The organism is Pseudovibrio denitrificans JCM 12308, assembly GCF_001310815.1.
GTDB classification, from domain to species: Bacteria; Pseudomonadota; Alphaproteobacteria; order Rhizobiales; family Stappiaceae; genus Pseudovibrio; species Pseudovibrio denitrificans.
In genome coordinates, this window is the sequence record NZ_BAZK01000032.1 from 17,503 (window position 1) to 41,294 (window position 23,792).

Annotated in this window: 17 protein-coding genes; 4 read left to right on the forward strand and 13 right to left on the reverse strand. The window is 45.6% G+C overall.

Going from position 1 to position 23,792, the window contains the following annotated elements; all coding sequences use genetic code 11:
• Positions 1-309 precede the first annotated feature (309 nt).
• From JCM12308_RS28045 to JCM12308_RS25410, 3 genes are read left to right on the forward strand one after another with little or no spacing between them, the layout of a single operon-like run.
• Entirely contained in the window at positions 310-720 is a 411-nt protein-coding gene (locus tag JCM12308_RS28045) for a hypothetical protein (protein WP_128647500.1), read from the forward strand.
• A 34-nt stretch (positions 721-754) separates the two neighbouring features.
• Entirely contained in the window at positions 755-4,090 is a 3,336-nt protein-coding gene (locus tag JCM12308_RS25405) for a M10 family metallopeptidase C-terminal domain-containing protein (RefSeq protein WP_054785515.1), read from the forward strand.
• A gap of 57 nt (positions 4,091-4,147) precedes the next feature.
• Entirely contained in the window at positions 4,148-4,603 is a 456-nt protein-coding gene (locus JCM12308_RS25410) for a hypothetical protein (protein ID WP_208978940.1), read from the forward strand.
• Between the two features lie 727 nt (positions 4,604-5,330).
• On the opposite strand, the gene JCM12308_RS25420 is transcribed toward JCM12308_RS25410, so the two are convergent.
• From JCM12308_RS25420 to JCM12308_RS25445, 6 genes are all read right to left on the reverse strand, one after another.
• Entirely contained in the window at positions 5,331-5,720 is a 390-nt protein-coding gene (locus JCM12308_RS25420) for an MFS transporter (protein ID WP_128647501.1), read from the reverse strand.
• Between the two features lie 961 nt (positions 5,721-6,681).
• Positions 6,682-7,839 carry a glycosyltransferase family 2 protein gene (locus JCM12308_RS25425; protein WP_054785518.1) on the reverse strand — a complete coding sequence of 386 codons (1,158 nt, stop codon included), beginning with the start codon at positions 7,837-7,839 and terminating at the stop codon, positions 6,682-6,684.
• 56 nt (positions 7,840-7,895) lie between these two features.
• Positions 7,896-10,004, reverse strand: coding sequence for a glycosyltransferase (locus JCM12308_RS25430; protein ID WP_054785519.1), 2,109 nt, complete (start codon positions 10,002-10,004; stop codon positions 7,896-7,898).
• 13 nt (positions 10,005-10,017) lie between these two features.
• Positions 10,018-13,074: a glycosyltransferase family 4 protein gene (locus JCM12308_RS25435; RefSeq protein WP_054785520.1), complete on the reverse strand. Its 3,057-nt coding sequence runs from the start codon at positions 13,072-13,074 to the stop codon at positions 10,018-10,020.
• Positions 13,064-14,041 (reverse strand): SDR family NAD(P)-dependent oxidoreductase, encoded by a 978-nt coding sequence (locus JCM12308_RS25440; protein WP_054785521.1) that lies wholly within the window; start codon positions 14,039-14,041, stop codon positions 13,064-13,066. The genes JCM12308_RS25435 and JCM12308_RS25440 overlap by 11 nt, the downstream gene beginning before the upstream one ends.
• A gap of 14 nt (positions 14,042-14,055) precedes the next feature.
• Positions 14,056-15,255 carry an NAD-dependent epimerase/dehydratase family protein gene (locus JCM12308_RS25445; protein ID WP_054785522.1) on the reverse strand — a complete coding sequence of 400 codons (1,200 nt, stop codon included), beginning with the start codon at positions 15,253-15,255 and terminating at the stop codon, positions 14,056-14,058.
• A 203-nt stretch (positions 15,256-15,458) separates the two neighbouring features.
• Here JCM12308_RS25445 and JCM12308_RS25450 point away from each other — a divergent pair, with 203 nt between their 5' ends.
• Positions 15,459-16,793: a class I SAM-dependent methyltransferase gene (locus tag JCM12308_RS25450; RefSeq protein ID WP_054785523.1), complete on the forward strand. Its 1,335-nt coding sequence runs from the start codon at positions 15,459-15,461 to the stop codon at positions 16,791-16,793.
• Between the two features lie 785 nt (positions 16,794-17,578).
• On the opposite strand, the gene JCM12308_RS25455 is transcribed toward JCM12308_RS25450, so the two are convergent.
• The 7 genes from JCM12308_RS25455 to JCM12308_RS25480 all read right to left on the reverse strand — a co-directional run bounded on the left by JCM12308_RS25455 (position 17,579) and on the right by JCM12308_RS25480 (position 23,681).
• Entirely contained in the window at positions 17,579-18,007 is a 429-nt protein-coding gene (locus tag JCM12308_RS25455) for an autotransporter domain-containing protein (protein ID WP_164845367.1), read from the reverse strand.
• A 598-nt stretch (positions 18,008-18,605) separates the two neighbouring features.
• Entirely contained in the window at positions 18,606-18,800 is a 195-nt protein-coding gene (locus JCM12308_RS25460) for a hypothetical protein (protein WP_054785525.1), read from the reverse strand.
• The gene (locus tag JCM12308_RS25465) at positions 18,797-19,270 is read right to left on the reverse strand and encodes a hypothetical protein (protein WP_128647502.1); all 474 of its coding nucleotides are present in this window, start codon (positions 19,268-19,270) and stop codon (positions 18,797-18,799) included. The genes JCM12308_RS25460 and JCM12308_RS25465 overlap by 4 nt, the downstream gene beginning before the upstream one ends.
• 570 nt (positions 19,271-19,840) lie before the next feature.
• The gene (locus JCM12308_RS32615; RefSeq protein WP_128647503.1) at positions 19,841-20,362 is read right to left on the reverse strand and encodes an ABC transporter substrate binding protein; all 522 of its coding nucleotides are present in this window, start codon (positions 20,360-20,362) and stop codon (positions 19,841-19,843) included.
• Positions 20,359-20,841, reverse strand: coding sequence for an ABC transporter substrate binding protein (locus JCM12308_RS32620; protein WP_128647504.1), 483 nt, complete (start codon positions 20,839-20,841; stop codon positions 20,359-20,361). Before JCM12308_RS32620 ends, JCM12308_RS32615 begins: the two co-directional genes overlap by 4 nt.
• Positions 20,834-22,891, reverse strand: a complete 2,058-nt coding sequence (locus JCM12308_RS25475; protein ID WP_244272028.1) for an MFS transporter — start codon at positions 22,889-22,891, stop codon at positions 20,834-20,836. Before JCM12308_RS25475 ends, JCM12308_RS32620 begins: the two co-directional genes overlap by 8 nt.
• 4 nt (positions 22,892-22,895) lie before the next feature.
• Entirely contained in the window at positions 22,896-23,681 is a 786-nt protein-coding gene (locus JCM12308_RS25480; protein WP_054785527.1) for a hypothetical protein, read from the reverse strand.
• Positions 23,682-23,792 lie beyond the last annotated feature (111 nt).

Below are 23,792 nucleotides of genomic sequence, written 5' to 3' on the forward strand. Positions count from 1 at the left end.
CTTTTTTGATAACTGCATATGCTGAATTAAGTGTATTTAAATGGCAATAAATTGCCCATAAATTTCACTAAAATAATAGTTAAACAAACTAATCGATTATCTATATAAAAATCAAAAATTACGTTTATTCACTTAGAAATTATCATCTCAATCAGCGTTGACTTTACGTCAAAAGAGGCCAACAATTCTGCGATTGTATGAGTAATGCTCATGCATAATGTGACGTAACATGCTGAAGAATAAATAGATTTATAACCGCACTTTCTCTTGATCCAATTGCGTGGGCCGCAATTTTGGAGTTATCGAAACATGTTTGATGACTACGCAAATTCTGTTGCTGGATGTATCGATAGCCCATGGTTAATCGCATCTGATAACTGGCAGGATATAGGGCTTTTGCCCTTGGGGTTTCCTGACTGTTTTCAGAGCGTATTGCAACGCGATTATGGTCATCATGAACGGACCACTTTTCCATTTGAGATCAGGTCGAGGACGTGCCGTTTCAACGGCACGGTTAAGGTGGTCATTGGTCAATCATCTGCTTCGTTTCGAAGTAGATCTGAGACAACCGCCAATGACTGCGCAGTGAGTTCCTTGGAGGAGGAACTCGCTATGGAATTTCCAGTTCTTCAGCACGTCAATTTACTGAAAACGCCGGTGACGACGGCGTCCTGTGCGACGACCGGTTTGAGTTGGAGCACCAATACTACGCAGCATTAAAAACCCAAGCTTTGTAAGAGAGGGAGACACAAAGATGCCAAATCAAAATCAGCCCGATGAATGGTGGGTAAATGATCAGACACCTGATAATCCATTTGGCAAAAGCGAGGATTACGAAGCTTATATCGATTACATCAGTGCACTACCACGCAGCCTGACACCGGAGATTGCCGCGCAGCCGCTGGTGATCAATGTGACAGGTCTGAATGATTATCCGGAGTACAAGGCGGCGGCCATCGGTGCTTTGGAAGTTTGGTCAGCAGTTACGCCGTTGCAGTTTGAGATTGTGGACGATGCTCCATATGATCCTGACCTTCACTGGATGGAAGTTGTCAGCCCGGCAATTGGCGAGCAAAGTGATGGTAGCGCGTTTTCAAGCAACCGTTATGTCAGCATCGGTCAAAAGTTCCATGACACTGAGCCAAATAAAACAGACATTGGCGGCTATGTGTTTGACAGCTTCATCCATGAGTTCGGCCATGAGTTTGGTTTGAACCACCCAGGTCTTTACAACTACAGCGGTCCAGGTGGTGTTCAGATCAACTACCTGAACAACGCAACATGGATCTATGATCGCCAGCAGTACAGCGTGATGTCGTATTTCGATGGCATCGATGTTGGGGAAACAACACGCTGGTCGGCTTCCACACCTCTGATGGCGGATATTGAATCCACTATTCGTCGCTTCTTCTCTGAAGTTGATGAAGATGGTGTACGGACGTATCAGAAGATCGATCTAAACACTGGCGACAACATTTACGGCTTCAACAGCACAGAATACGGCTACGAGCTGACATCTGATGGCATGCAGCATGATATCGGATTTACAATCCACGATACTGGCGGCATGGATACTATTGACTTCTCTGGTTCAACTGCTGGGACAATCCTTGACCTGCGGGCTGGCCAATTCTCCTCCGTGAACGGCCACAGCAACAACGTATCGATCTTTGCTGGCCACAACGAAGATCAAACTGAGTACTACATCGAAAAAGGCATCGGCAGTAACTATGATGACATCATCATCGGTAACGATGGCGACAACGTTCTGGACGGTCGCGGCGGTGCTGACAAGATGGCTGGCGGTGCTGGTGATGACATCTACTTCGTTGACTCCATTGACGATATCGTTCGTGAAGAAGCTGATGGCGGTAACGACACCATCATCGTCGTGAACAGCGATCTGGATCTTGGTGAAGTTGAGAACGTTGAAAACATTATCTATGTTGGCGGCACTCCTCCGCAGCCTCCTGTGGAAGAAGATGATACTCCAGCGAACCCAGGCGATACACTGACTAGCATCATCTTTGGTGATGAAGGCAACAACACGCTGGACGGCGGTGCGGGTGGCGACACCATCTTCGGCCTGGATGGTGATGATCTGATCATCGGTGGTCGTGATACGCTTGCAAGCCGCGACATCAACAACACCATTCCGTTTGATGAGCTTGAAGACCAGACCGAGAGCGATGACGGTAACGACGTCCTCTACGGCGGTGGTGGCAACGACACCATCTTCGGTGGTGCTGGTGATGACATTCTGGACGGTGGTGACGGCGATGATACTCTGATGGGTCAGGCTGGTGCCGATGTGTTCAGAGGTGGTGACGGTGTTGATACTGTTGACTTCAGCCATGAAAGCCCGTTCCAGTTGCTGGTTAACCTGGAGACCAACATTGCTGTTGGTGGTACAGCTTCAGGCGACACTTTCTACAGCATTGAAAACCTGATTGGTTCTGACGACCGTATCGACCGCTTTATCGGTACAGACGACAACAACCACTTCTGGGGTCAGGGTGGCGGTGACGTCTTTAACGGCGGCGGCGGTGATGACATTCTGGATGGTGGTCGTGACGGTGATCTGCTTTATGGCGATGAAGGCAACGACATCCTCATTGGTGGTTCCGGTCAGGATTACATGAATGGCGGTGAAGGCATTGATACCGTTGTGTATTCCGGTAGCTCTGACGGTGTAACTGTGGACCTTGCCAATGGCACTGCCAGCGGTGGTGATGCTGACGGTCCAGTACAGATCGTAGGTCGTGGTACAACCATCAAGCACGACATTATTGTTGATGTTGAGAACGTCGTTGGTTCTTTCTACGATGATCACCTGATCGGTAATGATCAGACCAATGAACTTTCCGGCGGTGCAGGTAATGATGTACTGACTGGTGGTGAAGGTGCTGACGTTCTAAATGGTGGTGCTGGTAGTGACACTGCAGACTATTCCGATGCAACCAGCGGCGTGAAGCTTAATCTGGCTCGCGGTAAGTCTGAAGGTGATACCTACATCTCCATCGAGAACCTGTCTGGTTCTGGCCACAATGACAAGATCAAGGGCAACAAAGCTGCCAACACTCTGACGGGTCAGGGTGGCAACGATGTGCTCCGCGGTGGCGGTGGCGATGACATCCTGTTTGGTGATTTTGCAGACCAAGGCGAAGCAATTCCTACCCCGGGTATGGGTACGGGATACGCAACCCTTGGGGCAGATGCTACCAACAACTCGATCGCAACAGCCTTCGACATCTCCAACAACTTCTCTCTGACAGAAGACCCGGACATCTTCGATTCAACGACTGTTCTTCACACAACAGTTAACGCGACCGGAAATGGCAAGGGTGGATACTACAGCATCGAGCTGGCTGCCGGTACGATCATCACGATCGATATTGACGGCATTGCAGATCCAAATGTCCATGACAGCTGGGTTCGCCTGCTCGATAGCGATGGAAACATCGTCACCCAGAACGATGATGGCGGTGGAGATCCAGGTTCTGCAACCAACCGCGATTCCAGCACTGTCTTCGTGGTTGAAGAGACTGGCACCTACTACATTCTGGAGGGCGCATGGTCACCGGATGTTCCAGGTGATGGCTGGTCAGAAGCTGTGCCGGAAGGCTCTACCTATAAACTGAACGTCTCTGTTGAGTTCCCACCTGAGCCAATTCAGCCGGGCGAAGCCGGTAATGATAAGCTTTATGGCGGTAACGGTAGTGACTTCCTTGATGGTGGCCTTGGAGCTGACCTTCTCGTCGGTGGTAAAGGAGAGGATTCCTTCCGTTTCTCTACCGAGCTTGGTGAAGACAATGTTGACCGGATCAAGGACTTCAACACTGATGAAGATGTGATCCTGTTGGACAGCAACATCTTTGCTGAACTTGGTGGCGATGGTCCGCTTGCACTTAATGCATTCCATAAGAGTGCAGCTGGTATCAGTCAGGATGCAAATGACCGCATCATCTATGACACCGATAGTGGAGCATTGTTCTACGATGCTGACGGTTCCGGTGATATTGCAGCGGTACAGTTCGCTCAGTTGAACGCTGGCCTATCTCTATCCGCAGACGACTTCGTTATCGTCTGATAAGATCCAGGAGGGGAATTCACAGGTTCCCCTCCTGTTTTTGCACATCTCACTGCTTTGTCAGGCCTTTTCGCCTCTTTTATGAGGACTGGGGAGTTAAACAATGAAAACCCGAGTAAACCGCCAATCAGCTCTACTTGCGGCAGGCCTTATGATCTCGCGGTCTCAACCAACGCAGAAGCAGTGAAAAGCCAATCCAACACAATTAGCGGCACAATCACCTACGCAGGTAATGAGGCTATCCCAAAAGGTCAGGTCAAGATTTTCCTGAAAGACAGCCAAACGCAGTCCAAGTCTCAAGTCACTGTATCCCAAACCCAGCTCATAAGCACGGGTAAAGCCAAAACACTGGCTTACACATTCGCAATGCCGTCGAAAACTAAAGTTTCTCAAGTGCAACTGATTGAGGTCCGCCTAGAAAGAGCCGACGGCAGGCTACTTGCTCGTGGTAGTGAAAAAGTGAGGGAGGAGAGAACTCCCACTGATGTGATGCTTTATAAGGTTGTGTATTGAACCTTTAGGGCAACTTTCAAACACATCGCAGAAACGCAAAAGCTCTCAGAAGGAAGCTTTGCTACCTCGGCCTTACGTTTCGTGAATTTAATGGCAAGCCTGTACGAGTTCGAACCGTCAAGACAGTCCCTACGTGTGAGCATTGGTTGATATGAAGATATGACACCGCCAGCCCACAGTCTGGCGACAGATGTGTTTAGCAGAAATGCTCCTCTTTTACCGCGGGAAGCGATGCTAGCTGCTCTCACGATCAAAGCTCTTGTAGAAAGATATATCTGCAAACACGTATCTGTTAATAGAAAACTAAAACGCGGCAACGCTTTTATCTCATCAGCCATCTTCGGTGCCATGGGAACGTTACAATTACTAACCGTTATGTGAAACAAGATGCTCACGTGATCTGTATACTTACTGAGAAGATTGGAAAGAGAGGTGGGGACAAAAGTTTACTTTAGTTAGCCTAAAGTTGAAACTTTGTAATCCAATGATCGCCATTAAGAATGAACTATTTGATGACATGGTCAAACTCCTTCCGTAATAAGCCTGCAAAGAAAAACAATGTCGCTGCTGTTACGAAGATGTATAGAATCCACATCGGCCAGGCTGTCGGTGCGTCAAACAGTGAGGCTATAGCAGTAAAAACGGCATTAACGATAATGAAAAGCCCGCTGACGAGCGCATTTGCGCTGCCACTCTGAATATGCCGGAAATTCTAGCACTAACATCATTATGCTGATGAATAAAGATATTCCCACAGCAGCGGTGATGCTCCGGTTAACTTTGACTTTAGAGCTGATGATTCGATTGAAAAATTTCCACCAAGCCACAGACAACCAAGGAGCCGTTGCAGATGGCTGTAAAACACTGGGCTGTGTTTCAGGTCAGTCTGAATGTAAAACGGAGCAAGGCTTTCAAAGCCGTACATTACAGAAATCAGACAAGCCATGCTCAATGCGGTTGGCAGATAGACTCTGTTAATAGCCATCCTTCGATGAACCGCAAATGCTTTGCCCAAAGGCTGTCTAAATGAGTGTACGCGTGTCTCCGGTAGCAATGCACCAGCGATAACGACGACAACAGCCCCCAGCCCGCAAGAAACCAGAATGATGCGGTCCACCCAAACTAGACCTGCAAATATCCGCCAAGAGCAGGGGATAGGATCGGACCGGTTACCCAGGCAATCGTCATCCAATTGGCAGTTTTGAATCGCTCACTGCTCTCGTAACAGTCGGCGACAATTGCTCGGGCTCCGACAGCTGAAAAGGCCACCAGGGTGCCTTGTGCTGCTCGTAAGGCAATGATCACCCAGAGCAGTGGAGTCATAGCAATCCGACACACGCAATCACGAACAGGATTGCGCTGAGCAAGATAGGAATACGGCGACCCATGGAATCCGTCAGCGGCCCCGCAATAATCTGCCCAACACCATAGCCAGCCTAAAAGACCAACGGCGTGGATTGGACTGCGAAGCGGTCTGCTTGAAAATAGTTTTCCATGGCTGGCAATGAGGAAATATAGATGTCCGTGGCAGCACCACCTAACGGGACCATGATGAGCGGGAGTAAAATGCTCAGTTCCGGTTTATCTCATTCGTTTCCTGATCCGGCCCGACATTAATCAACTCCACATCATATTATTTGCTGCAAAATAAATTAAGCAAACCAGAGTTGGCGTCATGCTGCAAACCTCAAGCACTCAGGGGAAGCTTGGGTGTTTCTGCTTTTAGGCAAAATTGATGTATGAGATAGTATTGCTTAGATTATGAGAATTGTGTTCTTATAGTCCGAAGAAGCCAGCAATGGGTGATATACACTAGGAAAGAAGTAAACTTTACAGACATTCGCCAAGTTATGAAGCAGCCCCGTTTGAGACAAGACGTCAATCTCAGATTGATTAAACTCAGCTAGATGATGAATGTCACTAATTGTCATCTTCTGTTTCAGTTAACAGTGACAACCATTTACCAAGGATGAGATGGGGAGTTGGAGATCTTAAGCGCCTGATCGTCTTCTGGACCTCAAAGCTACTAAACAGTAAATTTAATAGAGTACTGCAATGGAGCAAGTTCATTTATGCCTTTAATTGCGTTGTCCAAATTTGTACCAGAGTACCGCGCGATATAACGCAACCGGCAATCTCATCAAACCAGTTAGCAACCACCAAAACGATTCATAAATGGCTATAGTCTGTTCAGCTGATGCTTGCTTAAAATTTGCACGTTCTGGGAAATGCTCATGGCGCAGCAATCCGTGCTTAAAGAGAAGTGATCGCAGGGGTCTAGTTAGTCGCCAACTTAGTGAGTTAGTTAGGCGCACAAGGTTTTCTTCTAATGTACTATCTGTGGTAATTTTCTTACCTGTAAGAAGATTGAAGTAATGTGCTTTGGAACGGTTAACTTCCTTCCACTTTGCAGTGAAACCCATGTTGGAATACCAATCACTATCCTTGAATGTGTCTTTATTGCGTAGAACCGTTGTATGCTGAGGAAGCAGTTTTTGATTGCGTATAATTGCTTTTGAAATGCGGTATACATCTGCATTCATTCTATCTGGGTTTTCAAGTTCTTTTAAAAGGCGTTTCTCAAAACCCGACCGATACTTGAAATGAAACAGATGGCCACACGTGTCGCTTAACGGAACTGGGGTACACAAGTGCGTTGACCGAAGATATTGGAAGTCTGATTGCCAGTAAACAAGAGGTATCTTGTAAGATCTTACATGATAGTTCTTTTTGCCAGACAGCTCCGCTCTGGCTGAAGAGCGAAGCTCAAAAAATGGAAAAGCCAGAGACGGTTCTGCATGAAACTTAGAGAAAGGGACATAGTTAGGTGTATTAGAAATGAGCTCATCTAGATCCATTGCACATTTGGGCGCACTGGTAAGATCATCACAAAAAAAGTCTATCAGAGGAGTATAAAGTGCAAATGCCAACTCGTTTTGTAAGATGCTCGTTGTACCATCCATCGTTGGTTGAGGAAGTAGCAGAAACTCATCCGCGTCTACAACTGTTGTCCATTTATCCTTACAGTACTTACAGCCAATTTCATTGACCCAATCAACTCCAGCGTTTGCTTGCGGGTAGCCACCATTTTTTTCATAGAGTTGGACATCACCTTGTTGATGTAAAAACTGCAAAGAACCATCTGAACTCCCTGTATCAATAATGTAAAAGCAAGTAACTCCAATCGAGCGATAGTGATGTAGGAACGCTGGCAAAATATCAGCTTCGTCACGCATTACGCAGATCAACGGAAAATCTGATTGGGTGGAGCTACTAAAGTGTTTACTAGGTCTCAAATTTTCACCCTAACAAAATTACGTGCTTTTCGTAGTGCCGAACTTATTTTCCCTGGCCTATAAGACAACCTTGTCGTATTTTCTTTATTACCTATGTGCTGCGACGCATCAGATCGCAGTAAAAAGAGGCTTTTATCTTCAACATCCATATTGTCCAAAAACGGTAATACCTGCTTAAAATCAGCTTCCTCTTTACTCTGATTTTTTAACTTCATACTGTCTGAACTTTTTCTGTAATAATACAATGGATCAGGGTAGTAAGATACTTTCCGGTTATCTAGTATTAGTCGATTGTAAAACTCGATGTCATCTTTTCCTACTCGATATCCTTCAGAGTACCCTCCTGAAGCTGAGAAAACGGTCTTCTTAACAAGACATGTCGCGTCTCCAACGACATTCACCTTCGTCGCCCATGCCTTAGCTGGACCTACAAAACGTATTTGTGTTCCCAAGATACTATTGGCGGAATGAGGTTCCCCTTCACCGCTAAAACGTAGCGAGCTGCAAGTTATGCAATCAAGATCTGCGAAAGTTGCTGCAAACACTAGCTTTTCTACCATTTTGGGCATCATGATATTGTCGTCATCGAAGAATAAAAGATACTCTCCTTTTGCAACTTGAGCAGCCTTATTCCGGGCTGCCCCTACGTATCGATTCTCCTGATAAAGGATGCTCCACGACCTATCTTTGTATCTTTGGGCAAGGGCCTTAAGTGTTGCACCTGCAAGCTGCGAACGACTACCATCATCAACGATTATCACCTCCACGTTTTGATAGGTTTGACGCTCAATGCTCTCCAAAGCTTGTGTTAGAAAATGGGGTCTCTCAAAATGAGTGATACAGATGCTAACTTGCGGGCGGGGCTCTTTCCTTGCTGTGGCTGTCTTTGTTGTTGAACGACTTTGCTGGTGCCAGCCTCTCCAGACAGCCAGCGATCTCTTTAACCTGTTATGTTTCACTGCGGGAGTAGGAAGGCGTTCTGTATAACGTTCAAGTCGGTCTGCTAACGATAGATGGTGCGGTTCAAACAGGACTTCATCGTGCGAGACTTCCTCGATTAGTTCATGTGTCCCGCCAGTATTTGCGGCAATAAAGGGAACTCGCGCAGCTAAGCATTCGTAAACAGCCAATGGAGAATTTTCCAGCAAAGACGGAATTACTGCTAAACGCCCTTCGGCACTTAAGTACTCGACGGCTTGAAGAGCATTATAGTCCGTTTTGAATGTGATTTTGGTTTGCCAATTCTTGCTGTTTTGCTGAATGAATTTTTTAGCATCAAACCGATGAGAATAACCACCAAGGAAAGTGATCGGCGGAATTGAAATACCTTTTGCAGCCAGAGCATTGAGAGCATTGACAAATAGTAAAATGCCTTTGCGAGGTTCTAATCGACCAAAAAATACCCATTCACCCACATGAGAGTATTGTTTTCTAGTCACGCTGTTGAGATCTTCCAGAAACACGTTGGGCCAGTAAAAACTTCTTGCAGGAAGTTTATAAAAGTTCCGATGCATCCAGTTCAGAAGATGTTGACTGCCGCAGATGAGAGTGTCAGCCATTTCCACGCTCTCTCGTTCCATGAAAACCCAACCAAGTTGACGGTATTCTTCCAGAAACTGCGAGTTTCCCTCCGCAGCCCAAAGTGTTGGAGACGAGCCTTTGACAACGAAATGTATGTTGAGGAATGCAATACCAAGTTTCTTAGCCAGTAACGCTACATAACCCAAGCCACGCCATTCTGAAACATGCACCATATCAAAATGGTTTTCGTGCTCTCGCAACCATTCATAGGCAGCATACGGAGGCGCCATAGTCTGGGCCATCTCAGTTTTTGCAAGAATCTGAGGAGCTACAGCGGAAAACTCAATGTCATGCTCAGAAAAGAAATCGCGCGCAGCCCGCATTTTTTGCTGGTTCTTAGCGTGACCATTCACAAAGCAAATAGTTACGTGGTGCCCAATACGTTTTAAAAACACAGCCAAATGGAAATATGCGGTGCCAATACCACCATTTTTAATTGGCCCGAAGATATCAGCAGTTATAATGCAAATGCGTTTATTGGCCAATGGGGCAGTCGCATTTATGTCCTGCTGTAGCTCGACCATCCAAGCGGCTTCCTCATTGTGCAACCAACATTTCCGAAAGATACTTTAGCTTACCATTACGAACTATGCTGCCATCCTCTTTAACTTTTACTGTGACTTCGGCACTTTCATCTCTTGCTTCTTTGGGAACCAACAACATAAAGCCATGCTGAGCCAGCTTTTTGTTTCTACTACCAAATCTCTCAGCATAACGATCTGCTTTAGCTTCAGCCAAGACAACTCCGTTGACTTCCAAAACAACTGATATTTTTTTTGAAGTATCTCTTCTATCCCATGCCCAGCCTTCAACATGGGTTGGGTTCAAGGCCAAAAGCTCCTTTGGCGGTATAGATGCTTTAATTGGAGACCCTGAATAACCACGGAGTAAGCGAAGAAATTTTCTCTTAAGTCTAAGCATAGATAAAACGCGACCAACTGAGAGAAATGGCCTCCGCCTTTCTTGAAAACGCGCAGTTGCCACATCCAGGTTTGCTGCTGGCTCAGTTACTTTATGCTCTTCGATATCTAGGCTTGATTGTAATTTCTTTGCAGCAATGCCCGGAATCTTAAAAAGAGCATCATGCCGGCTGAACATGCTTTCGGCGGCATCTCGGTCTAATATTACACCGCCTGAGACCGCTGCAAAAACGTTCGTAGATAACTTGATAACTCGAATAAACTGAGTACGTGTTCTATCTTTATTTACTAAATGAAACTTAATATTGTACCGCTCGCCCTCTGGCCAATCCTTTGGGATATCGAAGAAATGCAAAGTTGCTTCACCGGCCTGGCTGAGGAGTGACATTTGTTGTTCTGTTCCATTTACCGATAGAAAACGTTCCCCAGGGCCTATCGCTACACAGAGTATTCTGGATTCACTTTCATCCAATCCAAGTGCAACTTTGGACCATCTATTTCCTAGCTTGCGAGATCTATCTGCATGTACGAGCCAAATCGGCTCATCGTCTCTTCGTTTTTTATCCCGGTATAACTTGGATTGGAACTTGAGGCTTCCACTACCGGTGTGAGGTAAAAGAGCTAACTTGCGATATGCGATGTTGTCGTTTTCTATCAAGGGCATAGAGCGCAAGTATGAAGCATGTGCGTTATTTTGAATTATGTTTTCTAATTCAAATGGACTTGTTAATCGACATTCTGGAATAACTAAAAGGTCAATGCCGTGTTCTTTGCTTGCTCGCAGTACAAACTCTTGTAAAAGCCCAAAGCGAAGGTCATATGGCTGCAGCCCGCCTAACTGCTCGATAAGATTCTTGGGAACACAGACTACACTTGCACCAACTGAGTTTCCAAACACCACCTCGGATACAACATCGCTTCCGATCGGCATAATAATTTTGTTGTCTGGCAGTTCCACAAAGCTAGAAAAGAGTGTGTTTTGTTGGCGCTGGATTGCAACGCGTATATCGGCACAAAAGTCTGAGGCAAAGTGAACAGCTGTACCGTCACACAAAATACAAGCATCAGCTTCAGACGCATCCATCGTGTGATTGAACGCTTCACCAGCCGGAAAGCCGATGAACCTACATAATTTGGAACTTATGCCTTTATTCTGCAAATACTCGACGACTTCAAAACCCGCGTCTTCAAGTGCTGGATCAGTAATCAAAACACTTACTGTATCAGGAGGGTCAGCTAACAGGCTTGTAACGAATGCCATTGCGCTTTCATTTTCGCGCAACAGAACGATTACTTCTAAGTTCCCAATTATGGATTTTTGTCGGTGCTCAGCATTGAACAGTGAGGGATCTATCAGTTTTGCTATGGAGTCATTTACAGATTTTTTATCAAATGTTTCTGCAAGGTAAGCATGAAAACCGTACCAAGTTTTCAAGTTCTCTTGATTACTAAAGCTAGCACGCGGAATTTGATGGCCATCTTTGAGAGCATGTTTCAAACGTTCCGCAAGCTGAAATGCAGTTGGTTCAATCAAGCAACTGGAATGGTCTTGTGAGTCAATAAGTTCAGATGTTCCACCAACATTTGTCGCAATAAAAGGAACATTGTGCTCAAGCGTTTCATAAACAGCCATTGTAGAGTTTTCGATGAGCGATGGCATAACAGCAATCATATCTCGAGAGCAAAGAAATGATAGTGCCTCTGGCTGATTGAGATTTGTTACACAGTTGACTTCAAAACTCCAATTTTTTGCTTTTCGCCTAATGAAGTCAGCTACTTTCTCATTATTTTGGTTTGGGAGTGCCTCACCGTATTTACCAAGAAAGTTTACGGCCTTGGGTGAAATGCCTTCTCGTTCTAAGAGATCAAGAGCCGTGCAAAATAACTCAATGCCTTTTCGCATTTCCAACCGACCGAAAAACGTCAGTTCTTGAGTGTGAACCTTCTCACCAGCCCGTCGTGGGGACCGTCGGTCGATAACATTTACTTCCGAAAAATCTAGAATGTTTGGTTGCACATATGTGGCTGAAGGCAGTCGGTAACCAACATGCCTCATGAAGCATAATAAATGTGCGCTGCCACCAATTACAATATCGCCGAGTTCTACACACTTTTGCTCAGCAAAACTCGCTGGCAACAGATCTCGTTTAGCAATGGGTTGCATTTGATAGTGGCGGTTCCACAGGTGAGGTGAGGAGGTTTTAACGATGAAAAGTGTTTCTTGGAATGCAAGACCCAGCTTTTTGGCCATCAACGCATAGATCAGGCCACCCCTCCATTCTGATGTATGAATCACATCAAATTTCTTTTGCGTTTTGAGCCAATTGTATGCTGCGTCATAGCGGCCCTGCCAATTATGAGAGGGGCCAATTATAGTCTTTGATGTGTGATGCAAATAATGAAGAGTCACACCAAACTCAGCAAAATGCTTAATCCAATGTTGAGGCGTTTCGTTTTCGACCCTTGCACCTTTGAGATAGAGAACGTGCACTTCATGGCCACGTGCTGCCAGCCCTTTGGCCAAATGGTAGTATGTCGAAGCGATACCACCGTTTCGGACTGGTCCAAGAATCTCTTCCGTGGCAATACACACACGAAGTTTGCTTGTAGATGTGTAGCCTGCGTACTTTGCTAGGTTAGGAAAATCCTCTACTGCAAATGCATCAACCTGCATAACTGGATACTCCGTACTCTTTGTTGCTTAGCAAGACTTTGGAGTTCTTTTGAAAATAGTCCCATGTTTCTCTAATGCCTGTGGTCAGGCTTGTCTGTGGTTGAAAGCCTAGATCTCTTTTGGCTTTTGTAATATCCGCGAAATTATGCAGTACTTCGCCCACTCTAAAGTCACTGTATGCAACTTCTAAAGTTTCATTCCGGCCAGTAACCCCTTTTAGTATCTGGATGATCTGATTAACGGACGTTGGCTTGCCGCTGCCGAGCTGGAAAGTCCCTTTTTTCTCAGACTTTAGCGCCTGAAAGATACCAAAGCAGAGATCTTGGACGAAGATATAGTCTCTGGTTTGACTACCGTCGCCATAAACATGACACTGTTCGTCGCTCAGAATAGATTTGATAAATGTTGCTATAACACTTCCCTTATGAGCAGAACGAGGTCCATAGACGTTCGAAAACCGCAGGGACGTGATATCCATTTCGTAACTTTTTGAATAAGCTGAACAATATGCTTCTGCAGCAGCTTTAGAAGCACCATAAGGGGAAGCTGGATTAGCAGGCATGCTTTCATGAACTGCTTGAAGCGCATCTCCAACAATTGCACCTCCTGTAGAAGCATTAACAAGGCGTTTTATGCCATGTTTGCGCATAGCTTCTAAAACATTCACTGTTCCTATTACATTCACGTCAAAATTGTAGGTTGGGTTTTTAATGGAATCCATCACACGTGTATCAGCAGCCAAATGTATCACCGCGTCAACACCACTCATAGCGTCCTCTACAGTACGATAATCTCTAATGTCCCCACGGATAAAATGATGGGGTACGCCGTCAAGAGAACTGGCTTTCCCAGTAACTTCACTATCTAAAACCACTATCTCGTACGATATCATTTTGGAAGCTAATGTTCTGATTAGGTTCGAGCCAATAAAGCCACAACAGCCAGTTATCAGGATACGTTCGAACATCACTCGAAATCTCTTTAAAGCTGATTGATGGTTTGTTGTTCTTGTGTATGCTTGGTCCAATAAGAAATGCATTGGATTTTGGAGTGATCAGCCCTATTGCGATAACGCTGAGTGATCTCAGTGACTTCCAAAAACAGGCTATCTTCCATGAGGGTAGGCTTCCAGCCAAACGAACGCAATTGGTCATTCCTGACCACAAGGTCATTCTCTTCTGCCTCATTTCGGGGATTTGGCAAGTTATCTATTTCACATCCAGTTATTAGCTGAATATCTTTCGCCAAATCAGAAAGAGTGCGAGCCTCAGCCATTTGATTTAAAATTGTAGGCCGGGCTCCCGCGGAAGGAGGATTCATGAGTGCATATTCAATACATTTACATGTATCAGTGATATGAATAAACGCTCTTGTTTGTCCGCCAGTTCCATGAACTGTGAGTGGTAAGCCAACAGCAGCTTGCATCAAAAAGCGGTTAAGAACCGTTCCATAGTCTCCATCATAATCGAAGCGATTGACCAGCCGCTCGTCTAAACTTGTATCCCGCGTTTGTGTGCCCCAAACAATGCCTTGGTGCAGGTCAGTTATGCGGAGATTGTCATTCTTCGCATAGTATTGGAACATCTGAGCATCCATAGTTTTGGTCATATGGTACACAGAGCCAGGATTAGGTGGGTAGACAATTGAGTCTGTTATTTGACGGTCATCAGATGTTCTGATTTGAACATCCAGATATCCTTCTGGTATCGGAACAGGTTCTTCGTGGCCATAGCCATAAACACCCATAGTGCCTAAGTGTACCAAGTGAATATTTTGTTGCACTTCAACTATTGCATTTAAAACATTATGGGTACCGCAGATATTGTTAAAGGTTGTATAGTTTTTCGTGCGGCTATTCTTCATCGAGTAAGGAGCTGCACGTTGCTCTGCGAAATGTACGATACTATCGGGTTTCTCTTCTACCAATAGGCTTGTAAGCTCATCAAAGTGACGAGCAACATCTAGTTCAATGAAACGAATAACGTGCCCAGTAACCTCAAACCAAGCATTAATCCGATCATCGATCGTACAGATTGGCGTTAACGACTCAATGCCTAGCTCCAAATCAATTCGTCTACGTGATAAGTTATCAATGATTACAACATCATGCCCAAGTTTACTTAGATGAAGGGCGGTAGGCCAACCGCAAAACCCATCACCTCCCAAAATAAATACCCTCACTTATCAAGACTCCCAAGAGGTTTACCCGATTAAATAGATATGTATTTCATGTACTTAAAATTAATAATTGTGCATGTTACGATCTATGTATGATGGTTGATTTATTAATGTCGATTCGAGACCTTAGCAACTGTCGATTTATGCTATTATGATTTTTGATACATCTATAGATGGAAGCTATAACACCTTAATTGAGGATGCCGATGACTGTCAAAGTGACTGCAAGCTTAGATAATTTCGAGTTAGGTAAAAAAGCAGCTCTTGATGGTGACATCGATAAAGCAAGGGAGTTCCTGCGTCCGATTGCAGATGCTACTCCATATCATCCGGCTGCTTTCTTTCTTTGCCAGGTCGAGTCGAAAAAAGGTATTCTCGATAACTGTGATAGATATTGTCTGACTTTTCTTTCTAGGCACCCGCAGCATCCCGGCATGCGAACAATCGCTGCCTTGCTTCACATTGCCAAAGGTGACATCGAGCGAGCAGAGAATGAGCTAAAAATTGCGTTAAACACAAATCCAAAACATCAACGCGCTCTGAAAGTACTTCAGCAAGTGAGTTATCTGCGAGGACAAGAGGAAGCTCGCGATGCTCTGAATATCATTAGTGCAGTTCAATCATCGAAGCTCTCTAGAGTGAAAGCAGCGCAAAGATTGAAAAAAATTGATCTTACTATTGATTGGGATAACCAAGAGTTGCAGGCTAAAGTTGCTTTTTTCCATAATAGTAGCAACGTAAAACGAGCGCTGAAAAATTTCGATCCAGAGTTAGTCGAGAAGGCCGTTGAACTTGGTTATTGTACCTGGCCAAAAAAGATCCAAAGCTATATTAAAGGTAAAACCGTATTGGATGTTGGTTGTGGCTTTGGCGGGTACGCATTCGGCTATTTATGTGCTGGTGCGAAGAGTTACACTGGTATCGATCCTGCTATGTCACTTAGTGAAAAAAAGATGCGCAACAAGCGCATCAGGCAGTGGGTAGAAGTCCCCAAATCAGCTCAAGAGATCGCAAGTACTATTGAAGGTATTGAGTTACTCCAAACATCAACACACGAGCTTCTTGGTAAGAACACATATGATGTTATTTGCCTTCACAATGTTACTGAGCATCTGTCGGATATCAGAAATATATTTTCAGATATTTCAAAGCTATTGTCGAAAAATGGAAAACTCATTTATCTGCATCATAATTTTTATGGTTGGAGTGGGCACCATATGGCACCTCATAACCCTTCTGTCTTGGACACGAATAATCCTGAGCACCTAAAGTTTTGTGACTGGAACCACATTAACATCGTTGAAGAGTTGCCCGCAGACCATTATTTGCATACCAACCTTAATCAACTGCGAATTGGTGAGCTACAAAAGTTGACACACGAATTTTTCAAAATCAAAACTTGGGAACTTCGACCTTCACCAGATAATGTTCTAAAACGCTTAACTCCCGACATCATAGGAAAAATACAAAACATTTTGCCAGACATTACGATAGAAGAGTTGGAAACGAACGCAGTTTTTTGCATAGCTACCGGTAGATAGTTCGTTGTAGTGATTGTAGGTTGAGTAGACTTTAGAAGCAACTGTAGTTTTAAATTTCTGTGGGTATCTGTATCTACTCAAATATTTCGTTACTTGATTTAGACGAGTAAGAAAATGCGTTTAAAGTACTTGGTGTAACTTCTGCTGCTGATCGCAAGATACTCTATCTTCTTGTTAATCAAAACTACTCTGTGCGTAGAGCAGTCTTAGATGCGGGGAGCTTTATGGGCATTCGCCGTTTCACTTGTGTCAGGTCTTAATATCAATCTCAACTGGAAGCAGTCTATAACGTATTTTGTCTCCAATTTAAAACTAATTGGTAGCTATTTACTCGGTTGTTTACCTACTCTGGCAACTGACTCTGACTTTGTGAGAAAATTCGGGGTTTCAGTTCTTGGTATTCTAAAAGGTAGTACTACATCAAATATACAGTTCGTCGAGTTGAATGTTGGCTATTTCTGCTCACTATTCCATCGAGAACGTCAGGAATGTCTGCTGTTGGTCCAAAACTCTAGGCATTCCTAGCATGTAATAGCTGACCAATTGCGGCCATTCGGCTTAGATCTAGGTATATCCTGTAATCGCGAAACTCAACCATAGCTGGATTTTGGTTCATAGAGTATAATAGCTGCAATCTTTAGTAAGACGCTTAAAAGCCTAAGCTGCACTGCCGATATCCTTGAGCGGAAACAATAGTTTTTCAGAGTAGGAATGAGTCAAAGTAGAGTATAGTTTCAATACCCAAGTTAAACTCCAGAGCAGTTTACCAGTGATCTTAATTATCCTTAGAACATCGCGTGGAATTTAAGATTGAAGCTGTTTATAGTGGCACCGTCCTGATACTGGCCGTTGTAAGGCGCCTCATGAAAAGTAAAATTGGAAAGCCCGCTGTCCAGAGCCACTTCGGTGACAAAGGTATCTTTTGTGATGGGCGCAACCATGCGTCGCGCATGGAGCTTATCCAGCACCTGAAACATGGATCGCACTCCCAGCGTCGTGAAAGTAGTGCTTTGCGAAGTTGACGCCGCCGTAAGGGTAGCTGAGCTGCCGCTCTCACTATAGCCACTCGCCTCTAGACTGTTGTAAGGCACATTGGCAAGCGGCTCCAGCATTAGCTTGTGAAGCTGTATGTTGTGGTAGGCCTTAGCAAAGAGTTGCCAGTTTCGCGCATTGTATTCCGCTGATAAAACAATGGAAAGGCCAGTAAAGCTCACCACGCGTTCGAACCAAATGCCAGTTGTAGAGTGCCTCCGAAACTTAAGGCCGACGATGGCGCTTCAATCATGCTGTACAGACCCTGCGACCGGATGTCTGCTGATTCCGACGATTGTAAGTTGCTCTGCTTGACTTCTGTTTGACTGTAACTGTCAAACACACTGAGATGTCAGTTGTCGCCTACGCTTTAATCGAAACCATACACAATCCCTCCTACGGTGTTATCTAGCGCCGCCGTGTTTTCTGTCGTTTCGTTCCTACCCCATAAACCGTAGTCTTCTGCCCAGAAGCCCTTAGTGTTTTCGGTAAGGGTGGAAATGCCACTGCAGATTGCAGCGTAGCAATGTTGTTTTGACTGTTGTCAACAGCGCCCCGTGGAGAGAGGAATGGATTAGAGCGGGCAAAGCGTCAAAAACGGTATTCGTTTCTACCTTTGTGGCGAGCGCGAGTATTGACTGAGCCATATCGCTGGACGTGGCACGACTTTCAAGACTGTCGCAGGCGACAGCTGATTGATTGATCGTTACTGAATGACCACAAAAGCCCTTCATCTGCATAGAGGTCAGGTAAACGACGTTGGCATCGTAAGAGAGTGTGTTAATCACGAACGCTGTGTCTGTCCGCCTGATTGGTCAAACTGTTGAATGTGCCGATCTCTCCACTTGCCGCAATCAGGATCGTATAAGTGGAGTCTGAGCCAAGCATGCCGGAAACGGCCAAGGTGGCGCCGTTAATCGTTGCCGTGCTGGTTGTTACGATCAGATCGCTATTGCGAGCTTCGTCAACCTTCACCTGATAGGTTGACCCGGCTTCGTCGCCGCGGACACGCTCGATTTCGCATCCTCTAAAATCGTCAAATTGCCATCGCCGTCGTGTCCGATAATTAGACTGCCCAAATTGTCCAAGGTTGCACCGTTGTTTTGGCCAATAAAGCTGGCTTCACCACTCGATAATGCACCGCCATCGGAAACAGTCAGAGTACTTTGGTCATAATCGCCAACAACAAGTTCCAGAGCTTCAGCGTACCTGTTGATGGTTGTATCTGTTACGGTGGCCGGGTTGGGGAGCCTCATGTTTATGACACCGGTTTGATAGATATTGGTACTCCAGTACTTATCTGTAAACCAGTTGGTCGATACGCTGCCTTGCAAGGGCTGTTTAAGTGCGCTAGTTACACCGGACCACACCATAAGCACTGAGGCCAATAACGTAGCTGCAAGATGGGGCGCTCGACTTGGTGTAATGCCAACTACTTTGGTCATGCATCCACCGCACTGCAGATGGTCCAAGAAGTGATCAAAACACACTCTTGTAGGGGCGTAGTTATACGGTTATTGGAACTCTTGGTTCTAAATCTTTGATGTGAAAAGATGCAGAATTTATCGGTGACCTATTTAAGAACACTCGTCAGTTTTCGGTATGGCTTCTCGAAAAAGTACAAAATCGCACTTATGAAGTGCTTCTGGTTGGGTAGGACATTTTTATAGGCAATGCGCTCATGCAGAACGAGCGCTGCCAGTCATTCGGGTTGAAGTGGTAGAGAGCAACAGTGGGCAATTAGATCAGACGAAAAGATGCGTTCTTGCTATTTGCTGTCGTTCATTTCATCCAGCTCAATCCATCTCTGACAGGCTCTCCAATTATTTCTTGGGATGAAAGCACTTAGGCTTCTGGGCCTTCACAACCGAAAGAAACTGCGAGTTCTCCTGCAAATTGCAAAGGCTGCTGGCAATACGGCTGAGAAGCAGATCAGGGACACTCGGTACCGGTCATTTGGATCGTGTTTAACCTTCAGCCCGTCAGCGCCAGGGGGCATTAAGCAAACAGAGTTATCAGCGAACAATCTTTGCTATACTGATGATTGATAAGGGAGGGTAGAGGCTTAGTTGCTTTGCGGCTTGCATGTTTATGAGCACTGAGAAACGCTCGAGAGCCTTGACTGAAAGTTTCCCAGGTGACTGTGCTTTGAATAGAATTTCGTAGGCCTGAGTTGCTGCCAGTTTGCCCACGTTTTTGTAGCTGTTAGAAACCGACATAAGGGCCAGTCCATCGCGAACCATTTGCTCATAGGCGCTGAAAACTGGGAGATTTTCAGATATTGCAGCTTCGGTGTAACTCCCTCGATTTTCGAGGTTAAAAGAGCTGGACCCCACATATAGCGCGTCTGCGCCCAGGGCTTTAGCCTCAGCAATCTTGATCGGTATTTCTGCTGGATCTGCCCGGTCGTCTGCGCCAAGATTGTATTCAAGAGAAATGACGTCAAAACCCAGTTGATCTGAAAGAACTTTCAATTTCTGAGTGTTCTGGCGAGAGTTAACCGCGTTTGGCTCGTTAATGACGGCGAGGCGCTTTATGGGTGGTACTCAAAAATGTGCTTGAGCTGCACTGTCTCATTTACGCGATTATGCACGCCAGTTACCAAGGGCCGCCCGGAGGTTTCCTGGTCTACTATAATGCCTGCTCGAACCGGATCAGCAACAATCATGAAAAGGGATGGAATGTCACCTAAACCTGAGCTGGTACCGTAATCGGCAATCGTGCCAATGAGAGATCGCGTGACTGTGGTTCCCCAGGTGACAACAAGATCAGGTCGCTCTTCAATGAGCTGCTGCTTCACTTCGGGCAAGAGGCTTTTGTCTTTCGACACATCAGTAACAGTCACGTTCACAGGAAGTTTTCTGCTGTTGAAGAAATGAATAAAGCTTCTGCAAGCCTCTTCACAGCCACGCCAGACAACCATGTGCACCTGATAAGATTCCGTGGTGTCCTCTTCAGCTCTTGTCGTTCCTGCCATCAAAACAAGGGCAACAAGGATGAGCATCACTTTAGGCATGAGCTTGTACCTCCTGTTTCGAGGAGTGTGAGACCAAGAGCATTATGAGGCCCGAGCCAATAATCGCAGCGCCAAGAAGGGCGGCCACGGTGGTATAGTCTTGCTTTACAAGGAGTGCTGCCACGATCAGCGGACCAGCAGCGCTGCCGACACGCTCAAACATACGAAGGTAACTCAGTGCGCCAGTTCTGCTAATGTGCTGGTCCTTCTCGACTGCTTCCATGACCGCTACCATAATAGGAGCTTTGATGAAGGCGTGGGCGAGACCTACCAACGCGACCACTATAAACACTGCGATGATGTTCGTGTTTTGGTAGAGCGCCATCAGAGCCACACCTGATGCAATTGTTGCATAGGTGATCACCGATAAATTTTTCCCAAGTTGATCAGAGAGACGAGAGGCCAGCGGACTAATTGGAATAATAATCAAGGAATAGGCCATCATAATCCGACCAATCTCAGATTGACTGGCGTCCAGGCTGGCCAGATAGATTGGAACAAAGAAATAAAGGAACCCTGTAAGGACGATTTTGGTTGGGATTGCGCAAAACATTAGGAGTGCCACAAACTGGGTGTTTCCTATGAGCGTTATCAATGGTTTGCTTGCTTTTGATACTATTGAACTCGCATCGGATTTAGGGCTTGGTAACTCGTTTTGCAGCATTCGCCAACCCAGAATTCCTGCAAGGATCATGAGACTGATAGCGATAACGAAAACTGGCTTGTAACCAACCCAATCAGCCAAAATTGCCCCAATCGCCGTTCCACACATAGTAGCTGTCATGGTGACGCCAACATAGGTTGCCATTGCCTTTGCACGGCTTCCTTCTTCTGCAACAGCAGCGATGTAGCTTTGGCAACTGATTGTAATAATCCCGTAACCGATTGCCGTAATCGAACGCGCAATAACAATGTCGTTAGCGTCCTGGGCCAAAATGCAGAAGATGTAGCCACCAATTGCCGGGACTAAACCTGCAAGATAAAGCGTTTTGTTGCTGAAGCGCTCAATAAGCTGTCCTGAAAACGGCGATGTAATAGCGACCACGAGCATGAAGGCGGAAATCGGCAATCCCATCATGATGTCTTTTTCGAACCAAGCGTTTTCACCGTAATACTCCATGGAAAAAAACGGCAGAAACGACTTTTGAAGCTCATCAGCTAAGCAAAATACAAAAAGTGGTATGCGTGCATCCGCAATAGATGCCTTGTTGCCTTCTTCGACACGATACAACTTGTATTTCTGAGCGAAAGTGCGCAACTCCTCGCGTGTTATGTTTTTTGCCTGCTGTAGCTGCTCAAGTGTTTTGCGAATTTTGGCATTTTGCCGATTCATCGCTGAAATGAACCGACCGGCCCAATCTTTTCGATCAGACCCATGGTATGTGCCCAAATGCCCCCCAGCACACTTCACTATGGCCGCCTCAACAAGACGAAGTGGCACTGTTATGGTTGAATTGACGCAAACAATTACGACTTCAACGGCAATCAGACATGCTGCTAAGAGAAGAACAAACGTATCAAGAAAGATACTGGTGAGCTGGCTGTTGACGTAGTCCTCATCCAGAGTTGTTTGCACTCGAACAACAGTAGCGCCGTTTACAACTACATCCGTCGATACCGTCTGTTTCCCATTGTCCGAGCCAAAAATGAAAGTTCCTAGTTTTGACAGGGAGTCGAGTGTTTGCTGAGCAAGCAAAAAAGTACTGCTCTCGTTATTCATTAGCTCGGCGTGAACTGCTTTACTTTCTCCCAAATGCTCGGAAGAGTTAGCAGCAACAATTGAAATGCTACTTATCTCATTATGCTCTGCAGTTAGATCAGTGAGATACTTGTTCACGCCTCTAATTTCAGAGAACGGGATACCAATCTCATGAGCATACTCCAGATTTTGCTTTACGGTTTCGCTTAGGCTACGTGCCTTAGCGAGCAAGAAAGGGTTTAGACCAGAGTTAAACTCGGCCAGAGTAACAATAACACTTAGAAATGCTGCCAGCGACATTGCAACCGACATGATAAGCAAAAAATGCCTTGAGAATCTTGAAAACATCATCACGTCAACGCTCCCCAAGCTGATCGCTCTGTTTGATAACTGCGCTCATGTTAGACAGGTTCGATATGTCTAGTAGCGCTGTTTCCTGTACTTTCTTGCCCTTCGATATCTGCTTTTGCAGCTCATCAGCACTCTTCGGGTCAAAGGTTCCAAGATCAGCCTTGCCAGACTTCCTGAAATAGGACTTTCGAGCATGTAATTGGAGCAAGGAGAAAAGGCTTATCGAAATTGCAACGATTGCAAAAATGGCAAGATACATAAAGGTGAGACGAGACCATGTGTCTCTTACTTTTACCGACAGCTCATCAGTATGCTCTGAGATTAAAATAGCGCCCATAATGGAGTTTGATGAATCGCGCAGAATGCGGCCTGCGTACAGGTACGCCCCACTTTCATGTGTTATGGTTTTATCATCACTCGTCAGAACACGGGGCAGAACCTCATTCATGTCCTCTAGCAAGACATTGCGCCCCCCGGAACGAGCCAGAGTAGCGCCCTGAAGATCTAAGAGAAGAATTTGATGTATCTTTGGATCGCGCAAGCGCTCGCGTTCGATCAACGCGTCTAAGTCGGATATTTCATGCATACCAAGGCCGACAGCTTCCGCGCGCCGGATAACCACATCAATAGCGCTGGCGGTGACTTGCAACCGAGATGATGTTGCCTCGACAGCCAGAGTTCGAAACTTAAGTAAGCTTAAAGCACTTTGGAGTGCGAGCATCACGGCGATAACCGCAAGTGTTGAAACAACAACTCGCGATCTCATGCCAGAGAGCATCTGAGTATCCATAAATTAAGTTCTCTAATCTTGTCGCCACGTGTGAAACAGATCTGTGATGTTCACTTGATGATCTGCGTGAAGGCCCATCTGAAGCGCAGCAGTTCACCGGATGTCGTTTTA

Coding starts and splice junctions, on each gene's coding strand:
- JCM12308_RS25405 (WP_054785515.1), top strand. CDS start 755: ATGCCAAATCAAAATCAGCCCGATGAATGGTGGGTAAATGATCAGACA.
- JCM12308_RS25440 (WP_054785521.1), bottom strand. CDS start 14,041: ATGTTCGAACGTATCCTGATAACTGGCTGTTGTGGCTTTATTGGCTCG.
- JCM12308_RS25425 (WP_054785518.1), bottom strand. CDS start 7,839: ATGCGTGACGAAGCTGATATTTTGCCAGCGTTCCTACATCACTATCGC.
- JCM12308_RS25435 (WP_054785520.1), bottom strand. CDS start 13,074: ATGCAGGTTGATGCATTTGCAGTAGAGGATTTTCCTAACCTAGCAAAG.
- JCM12308_RS28045 (WP_128647500.1), top strand. CDS start 310: ATGTTTGATGACTACGCAAATTCTGTTGCTGGATGTATCGATAGCCCA.
- JCM12308_RS25450 (WP_054785523.1), top strand. CDS start 15,459: ATGACTGTCAAAGTGACTGCAAGCTTAGATAATTTCGAGTTAGGTAAA.
- JCM12308_RS25475 (WP_244272028.1), bottom strand. CDS start 22,891: ATGATGTTTTCAAGATTCTCAAGGCATTTTTTGCTTATCATGTCGGTT.
- JCM12308_RS25465 (WP_128647502.1), bottom strand. CDS start 19,270: ATGACCAAAGTAGTTGGCATTACACCAAGTCGAGCGCCCCATCTTGCA.
- JCM12308_RS25430 (WP_054785519.1), bottom strand. CDS start 10,004: ATGGTCGAGCTACAGCAGGACATAAATGCGACTGCCCCATTGGCCAAT.
- JCM12308_RS32620 (WP_128647504.1), bottom strand. CDS start 20,841: ATGCCTAAAGTGATGCTCATCCTTGTTGCCCTTGTTTTGATGGCAGGA.
- JCM12308_RS25480 (WP_054785527.1), bottom strand. CDS start 23,681: ATGGATACTCAGATGCTCTCTGGCATGAGATCGCGAGTTGTTGTTTCA.